Source organism: Mycolicibacterium sp. HS_4_1 (assembly GCF_054515875.1).
The window spans coordinates 1-16440 of sequence record NZ_CM137261.1 but is presented as its reverse complement, the minus strand read 5'-3'; the positions used below and the strand labels follow the sequence as shown (position 1 = coordinate 16440).

The 16440-nt window shown below is 65.3% G+C and carries 15 protein-coding genes and 2 tRNA genes; 3 read left to right on the top strand and 14 right to left on the bottom strand.

The features are described 5' to 3' along the window. The first annotated feature begins 70 nt into the window (after nt 1-70). Nucleotides 71-484, top strand: a complete 414-nt coding sequence (locus ACX12F_RS00085; RefSeq protein ID WP_459367714.1) for a PH domain-containing protein — start codon at nt 71-73, stop codon at nt 482-484. Nucleotides 485-687: 203 nt separating this feature from the next. Here the strand turns inward: ACX12F_RS00085 and ACX12F_RS00080 are convergent, their stop codons facing one another. Next, nucleotides 688-1215, bottom strand: coding sequence for a peptidylprolyl isomerase (locus ACX12F_RS00080; protein ID WP_459367713.1), 528 nt, complete (start codon nt 1213-1215; stop codon nt 688-690). Between the two features lie 133 nt (nt 1216-1348). Between ACX12F_RS00080 and cwsA the strand changes: the two genes are divergently transcribed. Then, nucleotides 1349-1717: a cell wall synthesis protein CwsA gene (gene cwsA, locus ACX12F_RS00075; RefSeq protein WP_459367712.1), complete on the top strand. Its 369-nt coding sequence runs from the start codon at nt 1349-1351 to the stop codon at nt 1715-1717. Nucleotides 1718-1784: 67 nt separating this feature from the next. On the opposite strand, the gene ACX12F_RS00070 is transcribed toward cwsA, so the two are convergent. After that, nucleotides 1785-3056, bottom strand: coding sequence for an oxygenase MpaB family protein (locus tag ACX12F_RS00070; RefSeq protein WP_459367711.1), 1272 nt, complete (start codon nt 3054-3056; stop codon nt 1785-1787). A gap of 66 nt (nt 3057-3122) precedes the next feature. Here ACX12F_RS00070 and ACX12F_RS00065 point away from each other — a divergent pair, with 66 nt between their 5' ends. Continuing rightward, on the top strand, nt 3123-3731 hold the full coding sequence (locus ACX12F_RS00065) for a TetR/AcrR family transcriptional regulator (protein WP_459367710.1): 609 nt from the start codon (nt 3123-3125) through the stop codon (nt 3729-3731). A 20-nt stretch (nt 3732-3751) separates the two neighbouring features. Here ACX12F_RS00065 and ACX12F_RS00060 read toward each other — a convergent pair whose 3' ends face one another. The 12 genes from ACX12F_RS00060 to dnaA all read right to left on the bottom strand — a co-directional run bounded on the left by ACX12F_RS00060 (nt 3752) and on the right by dnaA (nt 16440). After that, on the bottom strand, nt 3752-4123 hold the full coding sequence (locus ACX12F_RS00060) for a hypothetical protein (protein ID WP_459367709.1): 372 nt from the start codon (nt 4121-4123) through the stop codon (nt 3752-3754). Between the two features lie 108 nt (nt 4124-4231). Beyond that, nucleotides 4232-4304, bottom strand: a tRNA-Ala gene (locus tag ACX12F_RS00055). Next, nucleotides 4295-4417 (bottom strand): hypothetical protein, encoded by a 123-nt coding sequence (locus ACX12F_RS00050; RefSeq protein WP_459367708.1) that lies wholly within the window; start codon nt 4415-4417, stop codon nt 4295-4297. Before ACX12F_RS00050 ends, ACX12F_RS00055 begins: the two co-directional genes overlap by 10 nt. Nucleotides 4418-4459: 42 nt before the next feature. Continuing rightward, a tRNA-Ile gene (locus ACX12F_RS00045) sits at nt 4460-4533 on the bottom strand. 91 nt (nt 4534-4624) lie between these two features. Next, complete coding sequence (locus tag ACX12F_RS00040; protein WP_459367707.1) at nt 4625-5542, bottom strand: DUF3566 domain-containing protein; 918 nt, start codon at nt 5540-5542, stop codon at nt 4625-4627. A gap of 42 nt (nt 5543-5584) precedes the next feature. Next, the gene (gene gyrA, locus ACX12F_RS00035) at nt 5585-8107 is read right to left on the bottom strand and encodes a DNA gyrase subunit A (protein ID WP_459367706.1); all 2523 of its coding nucleotides are present in this window, start codon (nt 8105-8107) and stop codon (nt 5585-5587) included. 91 nt (nt 8108-8198) lie between these two features. Then, entirely contained in the window at nt 8199-10226 is a 2028-nt protein-coding gene (gyrB, locus tag ACX12F_RS00030) for a DNA topoisomerase (ATP-hydrolyzing) subunit B (RefSeq protein WP_459367705.1), read from the bottom strand. A 218-nt stretch (nt 10227-10444) separates the two neighbouring features. Beyond that, entirely contained in the window at nt 10445-10945 is a 501-nt protein-coding gene (locus tag ACX12F_RS00025; RefSeq protein ID WP_459367704.1) for a DUF721 family protein, read from the bottom strand. A gap of 104 nt (nt 10946-11049) precedes the next feature. After that, on the bottom strand, nt 11050-12213 hold the full coding sequence (recF, locus tag ACX12F_RS00020; protein WP_459367703.1) for a DNA replication/repair protein RecF: 1164 nt from the start codon (nt 12211-12213) through the stop codon (nt 11050-11052). Continuing rightward, entirely contained in the window at nt 12214-13107 is an 894-nt protein-coding gene (gene gnd, locus ACX12F_RS00015) for a phosphogluconate dehydrogenase (NAD(+)-dependent, decarboxylating) (protein WP_459367702.1), read from the bottom strand. Nucleotides 13108-13135: 28 nt separating this feature from the next. Next, on the bottom strand, nt 13136-14326 hold the full coding sequence (dnaN, locus tag ACX12F_RS00010) for a DNA polymerase III subunit beta (protein ID WP_459367701.1): 1191 nt from the start codon (nt 14324-14326) through the stop codon (nt 13136-13138). A 644-nt stretch (nt 14327-14970) separates the two neighbouring features. Further along, entirely contained in the window at nt 14971-16440 is a 1470-nt protein-coding gene (gene dnaA, locus ACX12F_RS00005; RefSeq protein ID WP_459367700.1) for a chromosomal replication initiator protein DnaA, read from the bottom strand.

Below are 16440 nucleotides of genomic sequence, written 5' to 3'. Positions count from 1 at the left end.
CATCGATGTGATTCATCCCCATTGGGGATAGTGCCTGTGGATAACTTGCCCCCGAGGGTGTGGATATCTCATGGAACAAACTCAATGGAGCCCGCCGACGGCCGGCATCGCAGCCTGCGGAGCGGGCGGCCTCGTCCTCGCCGCGGTCGCCCTGACGTCGGTCACTGACCTGCCGGGACGCTTTCTCGGCGGCATCGCCGCCATCGGTCTGCTGGTCTTCGCGATCATGTCCTGGCGCGCCCGCCCGAAGCTGGCGATCACGCCGGCAGGGTTGGTGGTGCGGGGGTGGTTCGGCACGCAGACTTATAGACAGGCCGACCTCAAGAGCGTGCGCATCACCGAGTTCCGGCGGCTCACCCGCAAGGTCCGGCTGCTCGAGCTCGACACCGTCGACGACCGACTACTGGTCGTCACCCGCTGGGACGTCGGCACCGACCCCATCAACGTCCTGGACGCCCTCACCGAGGCCAGCCTCATTCCGTAATTCCGTTGATCCTGTACCAGGGGCGCAGAAGTACGAGCAGCGCGCACCCTCACTACAGACTCAACCTCAACACGCGACAGTTCCGTGTTGACCCTGTACTCACGGCGGAAAAGTACAAGTAGCCCACATCCCCATTACAGGCTCAACGCAAACGGCGCGACAGCCCCGCTGGGGGACTGCCGCGCCGCGCGTCAGGCTGAGAACTAAGAAACGGTGACCGAGTCGACGACGACCGGCTCCGTCGGGCGGTCGCCGCGGTCGACGGCGGTGGAGGCGATGGCGTCCACAACCTTCTGCGAATCCGGGTCGACGACCTCACCGAAGATGGTGTGGCGCCGGTTCAGGTGCGGGGTGGGGCCGACGGTGATGAAGAACTGCGAACCGTTGGTGCCCGGGCCGGCGTTGGCCATGGCAAGCAGGTACGGCTTGTCGAACTGCAGCTCCGGGTGGAACTCGTCGGCGAACTGGTAGCCCGGGCCGCCGCGACCGGTGCCGGTCGGGTCGCCGCCCTGGATCATGAAACCGTCGATGACGCGGTGGAAGATGACGCCGTCGTAGAACGGGCCGGAGGTGCCGCCCGAGGCGTTCTCGGTGGAGTAATCCTTGGTGCCCTGAGCCAGTCCAACGAAGTTGGCGACGGTCTTGGGCGCGTGGTTACCGAACAAAGCAATCTTGATGTCGCCGCGGTTGGTGTGCAGCGTCGCGGTCGCAGTCTGAATGGGGCTCGTCACGGAAAGTCAGTCTGCCACTCACATTTAAGACCCCGAAGTCGCCCCCCACCGAATAACGTGGAGGGCCGAGCGAAGAACCGAGCACCTGCTTCGGTCGCTCCATCCAAATCGTGTCCGCCAGAGAGGTTGGTTGATGAGCACTGTCACCGAGAACGTCCCCGAGGTCAGCCGCCCCAGCTCCAGTGCCCGCCTGGGTCGTGGGCTGAAGTACTCGATCGTCGGGCCGGTGCTGATCCTGCGCGGCGTGCTCGGGCTCGGCGTCGGATCCACCGTGGGTACCGCCCGGTGGGTAGGTCGGCGGTGCCACCGCAGCGAGGACGCCGCGGGCGACCTGGCCGTGGTGGTGCAGTCGGGCAGCAAGCGTCGCCGCCCGCTGTTGATCGCGGGCGCGACGGTCGCGGTCCTGGCCCTCGGCGGCATCACCTTCTCGATCGTCCGGCGCTCGATGCAGCCCGAGCCCTCGCCGCTGCCCCCGAGCGTGGATGTGACGCCGCAGCCCTAGTTTTTCGCATCGAGACTGAGCTTGCGTGCCAGATCCAGGCCGGATTTGGCACACAAGCTCACCCTCGTCAGCGGCGGAATTCCTCAACCGGGGTGAATTCCGCGGCGGCGTCGCCCATTTCATTGCGGTACCAGGCTTCACGCCGTCGGCGCTGCACCGTGTCCGCGACATCGTCGAGGCGGGGCACTACGCGGCGTACGGTCTCCATCACAAATGTCACGGGCGCAGCCACTGCGGGCATGAGCACCCATGGCATCCGCCGCGGCATGCGGTGCCGGGAGTAGGTGGTGGGCAGCAGCCAGACACCGGTGTAGCCGATCTGCAGCCGGTAGTTGAATTCGTCGCGGATCCGCTTGCGCAACGGCGTACCCGGTTTGGGCTTGAACGCGGGCAGGTACGACTCAACGAGCTCCTTGCCGTCGTCGCCGGCGGTGTATGCCCGCTTCACGAATGCCGCGAACATCAACTGAACGGACTCCCGGAAGTCGCGTGGATACCAATCCGGCTGCACGCCAAGGAGGTGCCCGACGTAGCGCCAAAAGTGCAGCGTCGCTTCGATTTCGGTGATCGTGGTCTGGTGTCCGGCGCTCCACAGCGCGAGCCCGGGGACGATGCTGCCGCCCATCAATGTGAGCGACGCATCACCGATGCTGATCGGCACGCCCCAGGCATCCAAGTTCCATTCGGGTCGCTGCATCAGCTTGCGCCTGATGAACACGTGCATGATGCGCACCCTCATGGCCGTCGCCCGCCCGCGCGCACCCGGGCCCAGGCCATCCGGCTCGGACACGTCGATCCAGAACCGCACCGTCTCCATCTGGCGCTTGTGGGCCTTGTCTCCGGCGTATCCGCCCGCGTATGACAGCGGCTTGGTGATCGAACTTTCCGAGTACATCTCGAGCGTGCTGGTGGTGGCGAAGCTGAACACTGCCGTGCCCCAGCGCCGAAATACCTTGGCGCCCTTCTCCATGAGCTCCTGGTCGAGCCAGTCCGGCGCCGTCTCGAATTCCTCGAACAACCTGACCATTGACGCCGGCGCATTGGGGACCGATTCGATGCCGTGGTCCAGTGCCTGGTCCAGCATCTCGCGGCCGGCCTTCGGCCCGATCTCGCCGAGGTACACCTCGTCGACGAACGCCTCTGCCACCGGGTCTGCGTGGTAGTAGGCCTGCGCGAACCTCCGGACGTAGTCGTCGGACGGCTGGGGATCGAATCGCCACACCTTCTGCCACGCTTTGCGCGCACGCTGCACGACTGGGTCGTTGATGCGCTGCCAATACAGGAATTCCGTCGGTGTCCGGCCCGGTGTGGCGGCGTCGATCGCCGCGGCGGATTTCATGTCCAGAGGATTACCGACACAGGTGTCGGTTGTCAACAGACATCAGTGTCGGTTACTGTTTTCCCGATGGCCGAGAAGCGACGAATGAACGGCGCGCAGCGGCGCGTGCTGATCGTCGACGCGGCCCGCACTTTGCTGGCAGAACGCCCATATGACGACGTGTCGATCGGCGACATCGCTGCCGAGGCGGGGGTGACGCGAACGGTCGTCTACGACCATTTCCCGTCAAAGAAGGAATTGGTGCTGTCGTTCTTGGCCGACGAGGTGACGGCCTTGGTGGCCGTGCTGTCCGAACGGATTTCGGGCAGCACCGGAACGCCTCGCGACCGCGTGGCGGCAGTGCTGGATACACACTTCGAGTTCTTGCAAACGCGTCCGCTCGCGTTTCGCATCCTCGCGCTCGACTCTCTTGCCGACCCGGAAATCGCCGAAGTGGGCCTTCAACTCAGCCAGACGGCCGATCAAGCCCTTGGCACCGCACTGGCTGGCGACCTGGCCAGCGCGGGGGTTCCGGCCGACAGCCCCTTGCTCGAGGCAAAGCTCGTCCTTCTGACTTCGTCCATCAGGGGCGTCTCCACGTGGTGGCTCAACCATCCGGAGGTATCTCGCCGCGACATCGTCGACACCACCACCGAATGGCTATGGCACGGGATCCGTGGCCTGGCCTGCGGCTAGGACACTGCCACTCCGCTCCGTCAATCGGTCGTGGTGCATGCCGCGATGAGAGCGTCGGGGTCTGTGACGCTGACCCCGAGCTCCCGCAGCGTCACCGGCACGCCGCACACCTTCGCCGTGACCGGTGGATCCATGGTCAGTGCCACCACGCCGTCCGACGAACCGTTGACCAACCACCGTCCTCGGAAGCCGTGCACGCCCCAGGACGTGATGCGCCCCTCCCAGCGGCTGGCTTTGGTGATGGAACTCAACGGGATCCCGGCGGAGAAGCCCCACCCCATGGCGACATGCAGCGCGCCATCGCGTATGTCGACCTCGCTGTGTTTCGGTCCGAGGCCAAACGGTGCCGACAGCGGCAACATCCACTTGGCGTAGCTGATCTCTGTCGTCATGACGGCCAGGGTAGGACCGCATAATTGGAGCGTCCTTGGAGGCGGAGCGCTGCCAACAAAAAAGCGGCGCCGATGATTCGGACCCGCTTCTGTACTGCCGCGAGTTTGTGGAGCCTAGGAGATTCGAACTCCTGACATCTGCCTTGCAAAGGCAGCGCTCTACCAACTGAGCTAAGGCCCCTCGATGGTGTCCGGTTGAATGGAGTGCCAGACCTCTGCGCCATGCCTGGTGCGCCACACGAAGCCGGCGGCGACTGCGACCATGGCACCGAGCACCAGCAGAACCAATCTCACGGTGCACCCTTCCGGTGGGGGAGTCGGTGATACCGACTTCCGTGGGCCTAGGAGGACTCGAACCTCCGACCTCTTCGTTATCAGCGAAGCGCTCTAACCGCCTGAGCTATAGGCCCGAAAGTGGCCTTGCGGCCGAGCGATGAGATTACCGTATGGGTACCTCTGCGCCCAAAACGCGACGTCAGTCGCGCCCGCAGGCCCTGCCGACTAGTCGCGATCGGCGAGCGTCACCTCAACGCCGCCGACCAGATCGGTCGTCAGGTTGTAGACGAACGCCGCCACGGTGGCCATCGCCGTCAAGAGCACGATGTTGACCAACCCGATCAGGGTCGCGCCACCGAAAATCGTGCCCGCAGAAACCAATTCACCGCCGCTGCCGCCACCGCTGGTGAGCAGATCACCGACGTTGCTGTTGAGCTTGCTCCACACACCCATGCCACCGAGGACGAGGTACAGGAACGCGACGGCGATCATCCAGACGAAGAACAGCGCCACCGACAGCACGAGCGAGACTTTCAACACGCTCCACGGATCGACGCGGCGCACCTGCATGCTGGCCCGCACCGGGCCCTCCTGCCGGGCGCCCGCGCGGGACCGCGGCGCCGCCGAACGAGCCGGCGCCGGGGAGACCGTGGCGACGGTGCTGCGGGGCTCCCGCGGCTCGCCCGCCCGGCGCTGCGGCTGACGGGACAGGTCCGGGATCTCGCTCGCGTACGCGGCGTCGGGCCGCGTTTCCGTCCGGACCGTCTCGGTCGTGCGGACCGGCTTCGGCGGCACGTTGCCCGTCGGAGTCACAGCCGGTACCGGGGGAACAGCCGGCGCCGGGGGCGGGGTGTCAGGAGTGATGGCCGGCGTGATGGTCGTCTCCGCTTCCGAAGCCGAACCGCCAGACGCCCCACTGCCGCTGACGAACCGGTTCAGCCGGTCGTCCAGGCTCTGGCCGGCAGCCGCGGGTCCGTCCGCCGGGGCCCCCGTGCGGGCTCGCTGCCAGGGCGGTGCCTCACCGCTCTGGTCGGCCGCATGGGCGCCGCCACCCGATCCGGTGGCCGGCCCGGCCGCAGACGAATTGCTGCTCGCGGGTCCGTCACCGGCGCGGGTGTATCCCGGCTCGTTCGGGGAACTCACCTGGAGGCTCCTTCAATCGGTGCGGCTGGGACAGCCGCAGCACTACGTTTCGTCGGTCTCGGTCTCGGGCGCGGTTTCGATCTCGGTGTCAGCATCGTCGCCGCCCTCGGCCTCTTCGGCGTTGCGCGCGACGGCAATCAGTGTGTCGCCCTCACCCAGGTTCATCAACCGCACACCCTTGGTCTGCCGTCCGGCCTTGCGCACCTGACGTGCCGCGGTCCGGATGACACCACCGCCGGAGGTGATGGCATACAACTCGGTGTCGTCATCGACGATCAACGCACCGACCAGACTGCCACGCTTCGGGTCGTACTGGATCGTGAGGATGCCCTTGCCGCCGCGGCCCTGCGCCGTGTACTCGTCGATGGCCGTCCGCTTGGCGTAACCACCGGCCGTCGCGACCAACAGGTAGGTGTCCGGGATCACGACGTTGAGCGACAGCAACCGGTCGTCCTCGTTGAATCGCATGCCCTGCACACCGGAGGTGGCCCGGCCCATGGGCCGCAGTGCCTCGTCGGTGGCCGAGAACCGGATGGACTGGCCGTTGGCGGAAACCAGTAGCAGGTCCTCTTCCGCCGAGCACAGCACCGCACCGACCAGCTCGTCACCGTCGCGCAGGTTGATCGCGACGATGCCGCCGGAGCGGTTCGAGTCGAAGTCAGCCAACTTCGACTTCTTCACCAGACCGTTGCGGGTGGCGAGCACCAGGTAAGGCGCGTCCTCGTAGCTCTTGATCTGGATGACCTGAGCGATGCGCTCCTCCGGCTGGAAGGCCAGCAGGTTGGCCACGTGCTGACCGCGCGCGGTGCGCGAGGCCTCCGGCAGGTCGTAGGCCTTCGCCCGGTACACCCGACCCTGTGTGGTGAAGAACAGGATCCAGTCGTGCGTGGAGCACACGAAGAAGTGGTTGACGATGTCGTCCTGCTTGAGCCCGGCACCTTGCACGCCCTTACCGCCACGCTTCTGGCTGCGGTAGAGGTCGGTCTTGGTGCGCTTGGCGTAGCCGGTCTCGGTGATGGTGACGACGACGTCCTCGCGCTGGATGAGGTCCTCGTCGGTGACGTCGCCGTCGGCCGCGATGATCCGGGTGCGACGGTCGTCGCCGTACTTGTCGGCGAGTTCCTTGAGTTCGTCGTGGACGATCGCGCGCTGCCGCTCGGGCTTGGCCAGGATGTCCTCGAGGTCGGCGATCTCGGCTTCGATCTTGGCCAGATCGTCGACGATGCGCTGCCGTTCCAGGGCGGCCAGGCGACGCAGCTGCATGTCGAGGATGGCCTGGGCCTGGATCTCGTCGACGTCGAGCAGCTCCATCAAGCCGGTCCGGGCGGCGTCGGCGTTGGCCGACGCGCGGATCAGCGCGATGACTTCATCAAGGGCGTCAAGGGCTTTCACCAAACCGCGCAAGATGTGCGCCCGCTCGTTGGCCTTGCGCAGGCGGTAGCGGGTACGCCGGTTGATCACGTCGAGCTGGTGGGCGACGTAGTACCGGATCATCTGGTCCAAGCGCAGGGTGCGCGGCACACCGTCGACGATCGACAGCATGTTGGCGCCGAAGCTCGTCTGCAGCTGGGTGTGCTTGTAGAGGTTGTTCAGCACCACCTTGGCGACGGCGTCGCGCTTGAGGTCGACGACGATGCGCAGACCCACGCGGTCACTGGACTGGTCCTCGATGTTCGAGATGCCGGCGATCCTGCCGTCGCGCACCTGCTCGGCGATCGAGGTGATGAAGTTGTCGTGGTTGACCTGGTAGGGCAGCTCGGTGATGACGAGCGAGGTGCGGCCCTTGGCGTCTTCCTCGATCTCGACGACGCCGCGCATCCGGACCGAGCCGCGGCCGGTGCGGTAGGTGTCGGAGATCCCCTGCGTCCCGACGATTAGGCCGTGCGTGGGGAAGTCCGGGCCCTTGACCCGCTCCATCACCGCTTCGAGGGTCGCCTCCTCGTCGGCTTCGTGGTTCTCCAGGCACCAGTACACCGCCTCGGCGAGTTCGCGGAGGTTGTGCGGCGGGATGTTGGTGGCCATACCGACGGCGATACCGCCGGAGCCGTTGGCCAGCAGGTTCGGGAACCGGCTGGGCAGGACGGTCGGCTCTTGCACACGACCGTCGTAGTTCGGGATGAAATCGACTGTCTCCTCGTCGATTTCACGCAGCATCTCCATGGCCAGCGGGGTGAGCCGGGCCTCGGTGTAACGCATGGCGGCCGCGGGGTCGTTACCCGGCGAGCCGAAGTTTCCCTGACCGTCGACCAGCGGGTAGCGCAGCGACCACGGCTGGGCCATGCGGACCAAGGTGTCGTAGATCGACGAGTCACCGTGCGGGTGATAGTTACCCATGGTCTCGGCGACCGAGCGCGCAGACTTGGCGTGTGAACGATCCGGCCGGAAGCCCGAGTCGTACATGGCGTAGAGCACGCGGCGGTGCACCGGCTTGAGGCCGTCGCGGACCTCGGGGAGGGCGCGGCCGACGATGACGCTCATGGCGTAATCGATGTAGCTGCGCTGCATCTCCTGCTGGATGTCGACCGGTTCGATCCGATCGCCTTCGGGAGGCAGGGTGTCGGTCATCGAATTCCTTCTGCGGATTGTTTCACGTTAAACATTGATTTTTGGTGGTCGCGTCGGCCCCGGCTCACCGTGCTTCGGTGCGAGGTGACCGCTAAACATCAAGGAAGCGGACGTCTTTCGCGTTGCGGGTGATGAAGCTGCGGCGTGCTTCGACGTCCTCGCCCATCAGGATCGAGAACAGTTCGTCGGCCGCGGCGGCATCGTCGAGGGTGACCTGACGGAGCACGCGGACGGACGGATCCATGGTGGTCTCCCACAGCTCCTTGGCGTCCATCTCACCCAGACCCTTGTACCGCTGGATGCCGTCGTCGGTGTTGATCCGCTTACCCGCCGCCTTGCCGGCTTCGAGCAGACCATCGCGCTCGCGGTCCGAGTAGGCGAATTCCGGCTCGCTGCGCTGCCATTTCAGTTTGTACAGCGGCGGCTGAGCCAGGAAGATGTGGCCGTTTTCGACCAGCGGCTTCATAAACCGGAACAGCAGCGTCAGCAGCAGGGTCGAGATGTGCTGGCCGTCGACGTCGGCGTCGGCCATCAGCACGATCTTGTGGTACCTCAGCTTCGACAGGTCGAACTCATCATGAATACCGGTGCCCAGGGCGGTGATGATGGCCTGGACTTCGTTGTTCTTCAGCACGCGGTCGATGCGGGCCTTCTCGACGTTGATGATCTTGCCGCGCAGCGGCAGGATCGCCTGGAACATCGAATCGCGACCGCTCTTGGCCGAGCCACCGGCCGAGTCGCCCTCCACCACATACAGTTCGGACTTCGTCGGGTCGGTGGAGCGGCAGTCGGCCAGCTTGCCGGGCAGACCACCGATATCGGTCGCGCTCTTACGGCGCACCAGCTCACGCGCCTTACGCGCGGCGAGGCGCGCCTGGGAGGACGAAACCGCTTTGTTGACAACCGTTTTGGCTTCGGCAGGGTTGGCCTCGAACCAGTGCGTCAGCTGCTCGTTGCAGATCTTCTGCACGAACGACTTGACCTCGGTGTTGCCCAGCTTGGTCTTGGTCTGGCCCTCGAACTGCGGCTGCCGGACCTTGACCGACACGACCGCCGCGAGACCCTCACGGATGTCGTCACCGGTGAGGTTGGCTTCCTTTTCCTTCAGCAGCTTCTTGTCGCGCGCGTACTTGTTGACCACCGTGGTCAGCGCGGCGCGGAAACCCTCTTCGTGCGTACCGCCCTCATGCGTGTTGATGGTGTTCGCGAAGGTGTGCACCGACTCCGAATACCCGGCGTTCCACTGCATGGCGATCTCGACCTCATGGCCGTCACCCTTGCCAGCGAAGTCGATGATGCTCTGCTGGATGGCGCTCTTGGTGCGGTTGATGTGCTTGACGAAGTCGACCAGACCGTCGGGGTAGTGGAAGGTCCGGTGCTTGACCTTCTGCGGACCCGCCGCTTCGGCGGCCTTTTCCTCAGCGGTCTTGGGCGCTTCGGCGTGATCGCTGACGACCTCGTCGACCACCGCGGCGGGGGCGACGCGCTCGTCGGTCAGCTCGATGGTGAGGCCCTTGTTCAGGAAGGCCATTTCCTGCAGACGCCGGGCGATGGTCTCGAAGTCGTAGACCGTGGTCTCGAAGATGTCCGGATCAGCCCAGAACCGGATGGTCGAACCGGTCTTCTTGGACGGCTCACCCTTGCGCAGCGTGCCGGGGACCGATCTGTCATACGTCTGGTGCCATTCGAAGCCGTCTTTGTGGATGTCCGCCTCGAGTCGCGTCGACAAGGCGTTGACAACCGAGACGCCGACGCCGTGCAGACCACCGGACACCTGGTAGGCGCCTTCTTCGAACTTTCCACCGGCGTGCAGCACGGTCATGACCACATCGATGGTCGGGATCCCGGTGGCGTGCATCGCGACGGGGATACCGCGGCCGTCATCGGTGACCTGGACGCCGCCGTCCTCCAGGATGCGGACGTCGACCTTGGTTGCGAAACCGGCCATCGCCTCGTCGACCGCGTTGTCCACAACTTCCCAGATCAGGTGGTGCAGACCGCGCTCGCCGGTCGATCCGATGTACATACCGGGACGCTTACGAACCGCTTCCAGACCTTCGAGGACCTTGATCGAATCGGCACCGTACTCAGCCGGCGCATCCTTCTTTTGGGCAGCCACGTCGGACGCGTCTCCTTGGGGTTCGCGGGGGCGGTGAGGACACCGCACTCAGATCTGTCGACAGTCTACCGGTATCGACGGGCGGCACTGACTTTCTGACAGCGTTTTGACACGTCTGTTCGCGCCGTGCGGGGAATTTCTCGGGTCATGTCGCGTCCGGACGCTTCAGAAGCGTCATCTTCAACGCATCGGCGCGCTCAGAGACGCCCACAACTGACTCAGCCGAAGGTGTCGCGCGGCCCGCGGGCGCCGTAATTGCGCGGGCCCTTCTGCCACGTCGGGCCCGACGGACCCACGATCTTCAGCGACGTGACGACCCCGTCGCCGACGGAGGCGGCGATTTTCGCCAAGATCTGGGACTGCACCATCCGCAGCTGGGTCGCCCAGGCCGTGGATTCGGCCGTCACGGTCAGGACGCCCTCGCGCAGGGAGGTGGGCGAGGCGTGTTCCGCGATCTGGTCGCCGACCACCGTCGACCACTGGCCGAACACCGATCCTTCGGCCATCCGGCCGGACCAACCCCGGATGCGTGCCATGTCCATGGTCGCCGAGCCCAACAACTGTGGGTCCCGGCGATCGGGCCCAGGTCCGGACCAGGTCCGCCGACCACCGCCGCGCCGGGTCTGGGAGACGGGGGCATTACGACCCCGGCCGACATCTTTTCCTTGGCTGCGAGCCGCGCCGCGGGCTTCCTCGAGCGTGCGGCGCACCAGGTCCATACCCTTTAGATGCGCGAGATGCGGTGGCGGAAAAGCACTTTCGGGTACATCCGGCGTCGCAGGATCAGCCGCGCCATCCGGTTCATTCGCTCGGCCAGCCTCGCTCATGCGTCCACCACCGAAATCCGCCCGCCGTCGTCGTCACGCATCACCACATTGACCCGGGTGCCGTCCCAGTCCTGGGGAATGTCGTCGGGCACCGCCGCGGTGACCAAAACCTGCTCCGCCGATTGTGCCACGTCGGCGAGGGCGCGGCGGCGTGCCGAATCGAGTTCGGCGAACACGTCATCGAGGAGAAGGACGGGATCGGTGCCGTCGGTCCGCAGCAGCTCGTATGCGCCGAGGCGGAGGGCCAGCGCCATCGACCACGATTCTCCGTGGCTGGCAAAACCTTTCGCGAGCTGGTCGCCGAGGCGTAGTTCGAGGTCGTCGCGGTGCGGCCCGACCAGGCAGACTCCGCGCTCGAGTTCCGCCGACCGGCGCCGGGTCAGTTCGTCGAGTAGTGCGGTCTGATACGCCGCGACGTCGACCGAGCCGGCGCCGGCCTGTTCTTCGACGGCCTCCACCGAACTGCGATAGCGCACCGACGCCGGCCGCGACGCGGGTGCCAGCAGGTGGTAGGCCTTGGCGATCTCCGGATGTAACTCATTGATCAGGCCGACGCGGGCGGCGATCAGCTCGGCGCCGTGGCTGGCCAGATGACCGTCCCAGACGTCGAGGGTTTCGAGCGCACCCGCGTCGCTCCCACGAAATCGGCTGGCGCCCGCAGATTTCAGCAGTGCGGTCCGCTGCCGGACCACTTTCTCGTAGTCCGCGCGGACCCCGCCCAACCGCGGCCGGCGGGTGCTGGCCAGTTCATCGAGGTAACGCCGGCGTTCGCCGGGATCCCCTCGCACCAACGACAAATCCTCGGGGGCGAACAACACCGCCCGAAGGGCGCCGAGAATTTCCCGGGCGGACCGGACGGGGGAGCGGTTCAGCCGTGCCTTGTTGGCGCGGCCGGCGGTGATGTCGAGATCCACCGCAAGTTCCCGGCCATCGTTGACGACGATGGCCGAGACGACGGCACGGTCACAGCCGGCCCGGATCAAGGGCGCGTCCGACGCCACCCGGTGAGAACCCAGCGTGGCGGTATACCACAGGGCCTCAACGATATTCGTCTTACCGAAGCCGTTCTGGCCGACGAATACGGTCCGGCCGGGCGCTAATTCCAGGTCGAGTCGGGGCCATGATCGGAAATCGGTCAGGGTGAGCTGTCGAACAAACACCTAGCCGGACTTACTGACCCTCTGTACCGCGTGGCCACCGAACTGGTTACGCAGTGCCGCAACGGCTTTCATGGTCGGCGAGTCATCCTGCCGGGACAGGAACCGCGCGAACAGCGACGCCGCGATACCCGGCACCGGGACCCGCAGCCTGATGGCTTCCTCGACCGTCCAGCGGCCTTCACCGGAATCCTCGGTGTAACCACTGATGTCTTCGAGCTTGGGATCTTCCTTGAGCGCCTTGGCCAGCAGCTGCTGCAGCCAGGACCGCACGACGGTGCCGTTGGTCCAGGCTTGATAGACCGCCTGCGGGTCCTTGATCAACGGTTCGGCGGCCAGCATTTCGTAACCCTCACCGTAGGCGGTCATCAACGCGTACTCGACGCCGTTGTGCACCATCTTGGCGAAGTGGCCGGCACCGACCGGGCCGGCGTGGACGAAGCCGTCGGCGAGATCTCCCTCGGGCCGCAGCGTATCGAAGATCGGCATCACGCGCGCAACATCATCGTCGCTACCGCCGACCATCAGACCGTAGCCTTCGGTCAGACCCCAGACACCACCGGAAACACCGGCGTCAATGAAGCCGATTCCCTTGTCCGCCAACAGCTTTGCGTGCACAACGTCTTCAGTGTAACGCGAGTTCCCACCGTCGATCACCAGGTCGCCGCTGCTGAGCACCTCGGCGAGATCCACGATGGTCTCGCGGGTGATCTCACCCGACGGCACCATGACCCACACCACGCGCGGCGCTTCGAGCTGCTCGGCGAGGGCGGCGAGCGTCGGTACGTCGCTGACTTCCGGTCGCGGGTCGTACCCGATGACTTCGTGGCCACCACCGCGCAACCGCTCGCGCATGTTGAAGCCCATTTTTCCGAGGCCGATCAACCCCAGCTGCATGTGTGCGTCCTCCGCTGTTCTGGTCCGGTCAGCCCGGCAGGCGCACCGGCATCAACAGGTACACGTAGTCGGTGTCCCCGGCGGGGAACGGTCCGGATCCCGAGTACTGATTCTCCCCGGCCGGACGCAACACCGCAGGCTTGCTGGGTGTCGTGAACCCGAACGTCACCCGATCGGCATGCAACGAGCCCAGACCATCGGTCAAGTAGGTCGGGTTGAACGCGATGGTCAACGGTTCGCCGTAGAACTCCACGGGGAGGTCTTCCTCGGCGCGACCGACGTCGTCCGCACCGGCCGACAGCCGCAGGATGTCGTCGGCGAACTCCATGCGTACCTGCGCGCCGCGATCGGCAACCAGCGCGACGCGCTTGATGGCCTCGGCCAGCTCGGCCACGCCGATGGTGGCAACCGCGGTGTGCTCGGCGGGAAGCAGCTGACGGAATTTCGGGAATTCCGCGTCGAGCAGGCGCGTGGTGGTGCGCTTGCCGTTGCTGCGGATACCCAGCATGCCGTCCTTGCCGACAGCCTGGCCGGCGCCCAGCGACAAGTGCACCTCGGTGCCGTCGGCGCCGGACTTGGCGGACTCGGCCAATGTCTTGGCCGGAACCAGCACGGCGGCTTCCAGATCCGGCACCGCTGAATTCCAGGTGAGTTCACGAACAGCGAGGCGGAATCGATCGGTGGCGGCCAGCACGACCTTCTCGCCCGAGATCTCGACGCGGACACCCGTCAGCATCGGGAGGGTGTCGTCTCGTCCGGCGGCGACGGCCACCTGACCGATGGCTTCGGCGAAGACGCTGGCGGGCACGATGCCCGTCTCGTCCGGCAGTCCCGGCAGCGCGGGGTAGTCCTCGACTGCCATGGTCGGCAGCGAGAAACGGGCACTACCGCAGCTCAACGCCACGCGGGTGCCCTCCACGCTGAGCTCCACGGGCTTGGCCGGCAGCGCCCGAGTGATGTCCGAGAGCAGCTTGCCCGACACCAAAACGCTTCCGGGAGAGGAGATTTCAGCCGCGACACGCACCTCGGCGGATACCTCGTAGTCGTAGCCGGAGATGGTCAGACCGTCGTCGGAGCCGGTCAGCAGCACACCGGCCAGGACCGGGTTGAGGGGCCGGGACGGCAGGATCCGGGCCACCCATGCCACGGCGTCGGCGAAGTCTTCCCGAACGAGACGGAACTTCAAATCGGTCAGACCCGCTGTCGTCGCCACGTCCATAGCGTCCCTTCGCTGTAACCCCACCACGCTTGTCTGCCGGATCCAGTCGACGCAGGTCGCATGGGCGCTGGGCGCGTGCGTATGCATCGGCGTTGGTTCCGGCTATCGAAGAACACCGTAGAGCGTTCTGCGTGAAGTTGAAAGCTAAACGATCAGCCGGGACAGCCTGTGACGACCCCCGGAAACCCGTCGGGATCCGGCTGTCCACCGGGAGTTTCCCCAACGGACTGCTTTTAGAAGAAGATCTAGAGAGATCTAAAGGTATTAGTAATAGGGGCTGTGCACGCTGTGGATGGATCCACGGAGTTGCTGGTCGGGGGCTCAGCGGCGGGATCTCGGGCTGTGAGCAGACTGTGCACGCGCCGTTAATCCAATCCGTGTATTTGTGGAGCGATCCGGCCATGTGGATTGTTCTGAGCAAAATCCCAGCGTTTATCCCATGTAGTCCACAGCGCTGTGCACGCCCGAAACGCGTGACTAATGGTGCTTGTGATGCCAAAGTTTTTTCTCACGATGCGGTCCGCCGAACGGAAAATTGCCCTGGATCTCGTCGGATCCGGGTGAGATGAAGGGCACGCTTGTGCCGGAAAACAACAGCGGCCCGCAGGCAGGATCGCCTGGGGCCGGTGTCGAAAAAGCCAGATTCAGTGCTTGGACCGCTGCCGGATCCGGGTGGTGAGTTCCTTGACGTGATCGAAAACCTCACGCCGCGAAGCCATTTCCTTCTTGATCTTGCGCTCGGCGTACATCACCGTGGTGTGGTCGCGCCCGAAGGCCTGGCCTATGCGCGGCAATGACAGGTCGGTGAGCTCCCGGCACAGATACATCGCGATCTGCCGGGAGAGGGCCACCGCGCGGGTCTTCCCGGGGCCGCGGAGTTCCTCCACGGTTGTCTCGAAGTACTCGGCGGTGGCGGCCATGATCGTGGCAATACTGATCTGGGTGGTGCCGGCGTCGGCGATGAGATCTCGCAGCACGATCTCGGCCAGAGACTTGTCGATCATGGTCTTGTTGAGCGACGCGAACGCCGTCACGCGGATCAACGCACCCTCGAGCTCGCGGATATTGCGGTCGATGCGGCTGGCGATGAGTTCCAGCACATCGTCCGGTACGTCCAGGCGATCCATCTGTGCCTTTTTGCGCAGGATCGCGATGCGCGTCTCCAGTTCGGGCGGCTGGACGTCGGTGATCAGACCCCATTCGAACCGGGTCCGCAACCGGTCTTCCAGCGTCGCGAGCTGTTTCGGCGGCCGGTCCGACGAGATGACGATCTGCTTGTTCGCGTTGTGCAGCGTATTGAAGGTGTGGAAGAACTCTTCTTGAGTGCTTTCCTTGCCTTCGATGAACTGGATGTCGTCGACGAGCAGCACGTCGATGTCACGGAAGCTGCGTTTGAACGACGCGGTCCGGTCGTCACGCAACGAGTTGATGAAGTCGTTGGTGAACTGCTCGGTCGAGACGTACTTGACCCGCATGCCGGGGAAGAGCTTCTGCGCGTAATTGCCGGCCGCGTGCAGCAGGTGCGTCTTGCCGAGACCGGATTCACCCCAGATGAACAGTGGGTTGTAAGCCCGGGCCGGTGCTTCGGCGATGGCCAACGTCGCGGCGTGCGCGAAGCGGTTGGATGCCCCGATGACAAAGGTGTCGAAGGTGTAGCGCCGGTTGAGGCTCAGATCGGCCGATTCGTCGGCGGGCGGCCGGTTGAAGTACCGGGGCCAGGTCTCTTCTGCGCTGGACAGCTCTTCGGCGTCGTCTTCCAGGTCATCGACGGCGGTGAGCGGTTCGGGCTCGGGTGCCTCCATGGACTCCGATGGGGCCGGCCGGTCCTCGCTATCCGGGACCGCGATGCGAACGCCCAGGTCAACGCGCTGTCCGAGGTGTCGGCTCAATGCGGCGATGATCGGTTCGCGCAGGTGCCGTTCGATCTCGTTCTGGACGAACTGGGTCGGCACCGACAGCAGCGCGAAGCCTTCGGTGAGCACGAGCGGCTGAACCATGCGCAACCAGGCCCGTTGCTGGGCGGTCAGCGTGGTGGTGCCGCCGAGGTCGCCGTTGAGTTCGGCAACCACGCTCTTCCAGATCTCGGCGAACGATGCACTGGGGTTAGCGGTCAA

What these genes read in the sequence shown, in the direction of transcription:
- ACX12F_RS00060 (WP_459367709.1), bottom strand. Translation starts at nt 4,123, where the DNA reads ATGACGACAGAGATCAGCTACGCCAAGTGGATGTTGCCGCTGTCGGCA.
- ACX12F_RS00085 (WP_459367714.1), top strand. Translation starts at nt 71, where the DNA reads ATGGAACAAACTCAATGGAGCCCGCCGACGGCCGGCATCGCAGCCTGC.
- ACX12F_RS00070 (WP_459367711.1), bottom strand. Translation starts at nt 3,056, where the DNA reads ATGAAATCCGCCGCGGCGATCGACGCCGCCACACCGGGCCGGACACCG.
- dnaN (WP_459367701.1), bottom strand. Translation starts at nt 14,326, where the DNA reads ATGGACGTGGCGACGACAGCGGGTCTGACCGATTTGAAGTTCCGTCTC.
- ACX12F_RS00065 (WP_459367710.1), top strand. Translation starts at nt 3,123, where the DNA reads ATGGCCGAGAAGCGACGAATGAACGGCGCGCAGCGGCGCGTGCTGATC.
- gnd (WP_459367702.1), bottom strand. Translation starts at nt 13,107, where the DNA reads ATGCAGCTGGGGTTGATCGGCCTCGGAAAAATGGGCTTCAACATGCGC.
- gyrA (WP_459367706.1), bottom strand. Translation starts at nt 8,107, where the DNA reads ATGACCGACACCCTGCCTCCCGAAGGCGATCGGATCGAACCGGTCGAC.
- ACX12F_RS00025 (WP_459367704.1), bottom strand. Translation starts at nt 10,945, where the DNA reads ATGGACCTGGTGCGCCGCACGCTCGAGGAAGCCCGCGGCGCGGCTCGC.
- cwsA (WP_459367712.1), top strand. Translation starts at nt 1,349, where the DNA reads ATGAGCACTGTCACCGAGAACGTCCCCGAGGTCAGCCGCCCCAGCTCC.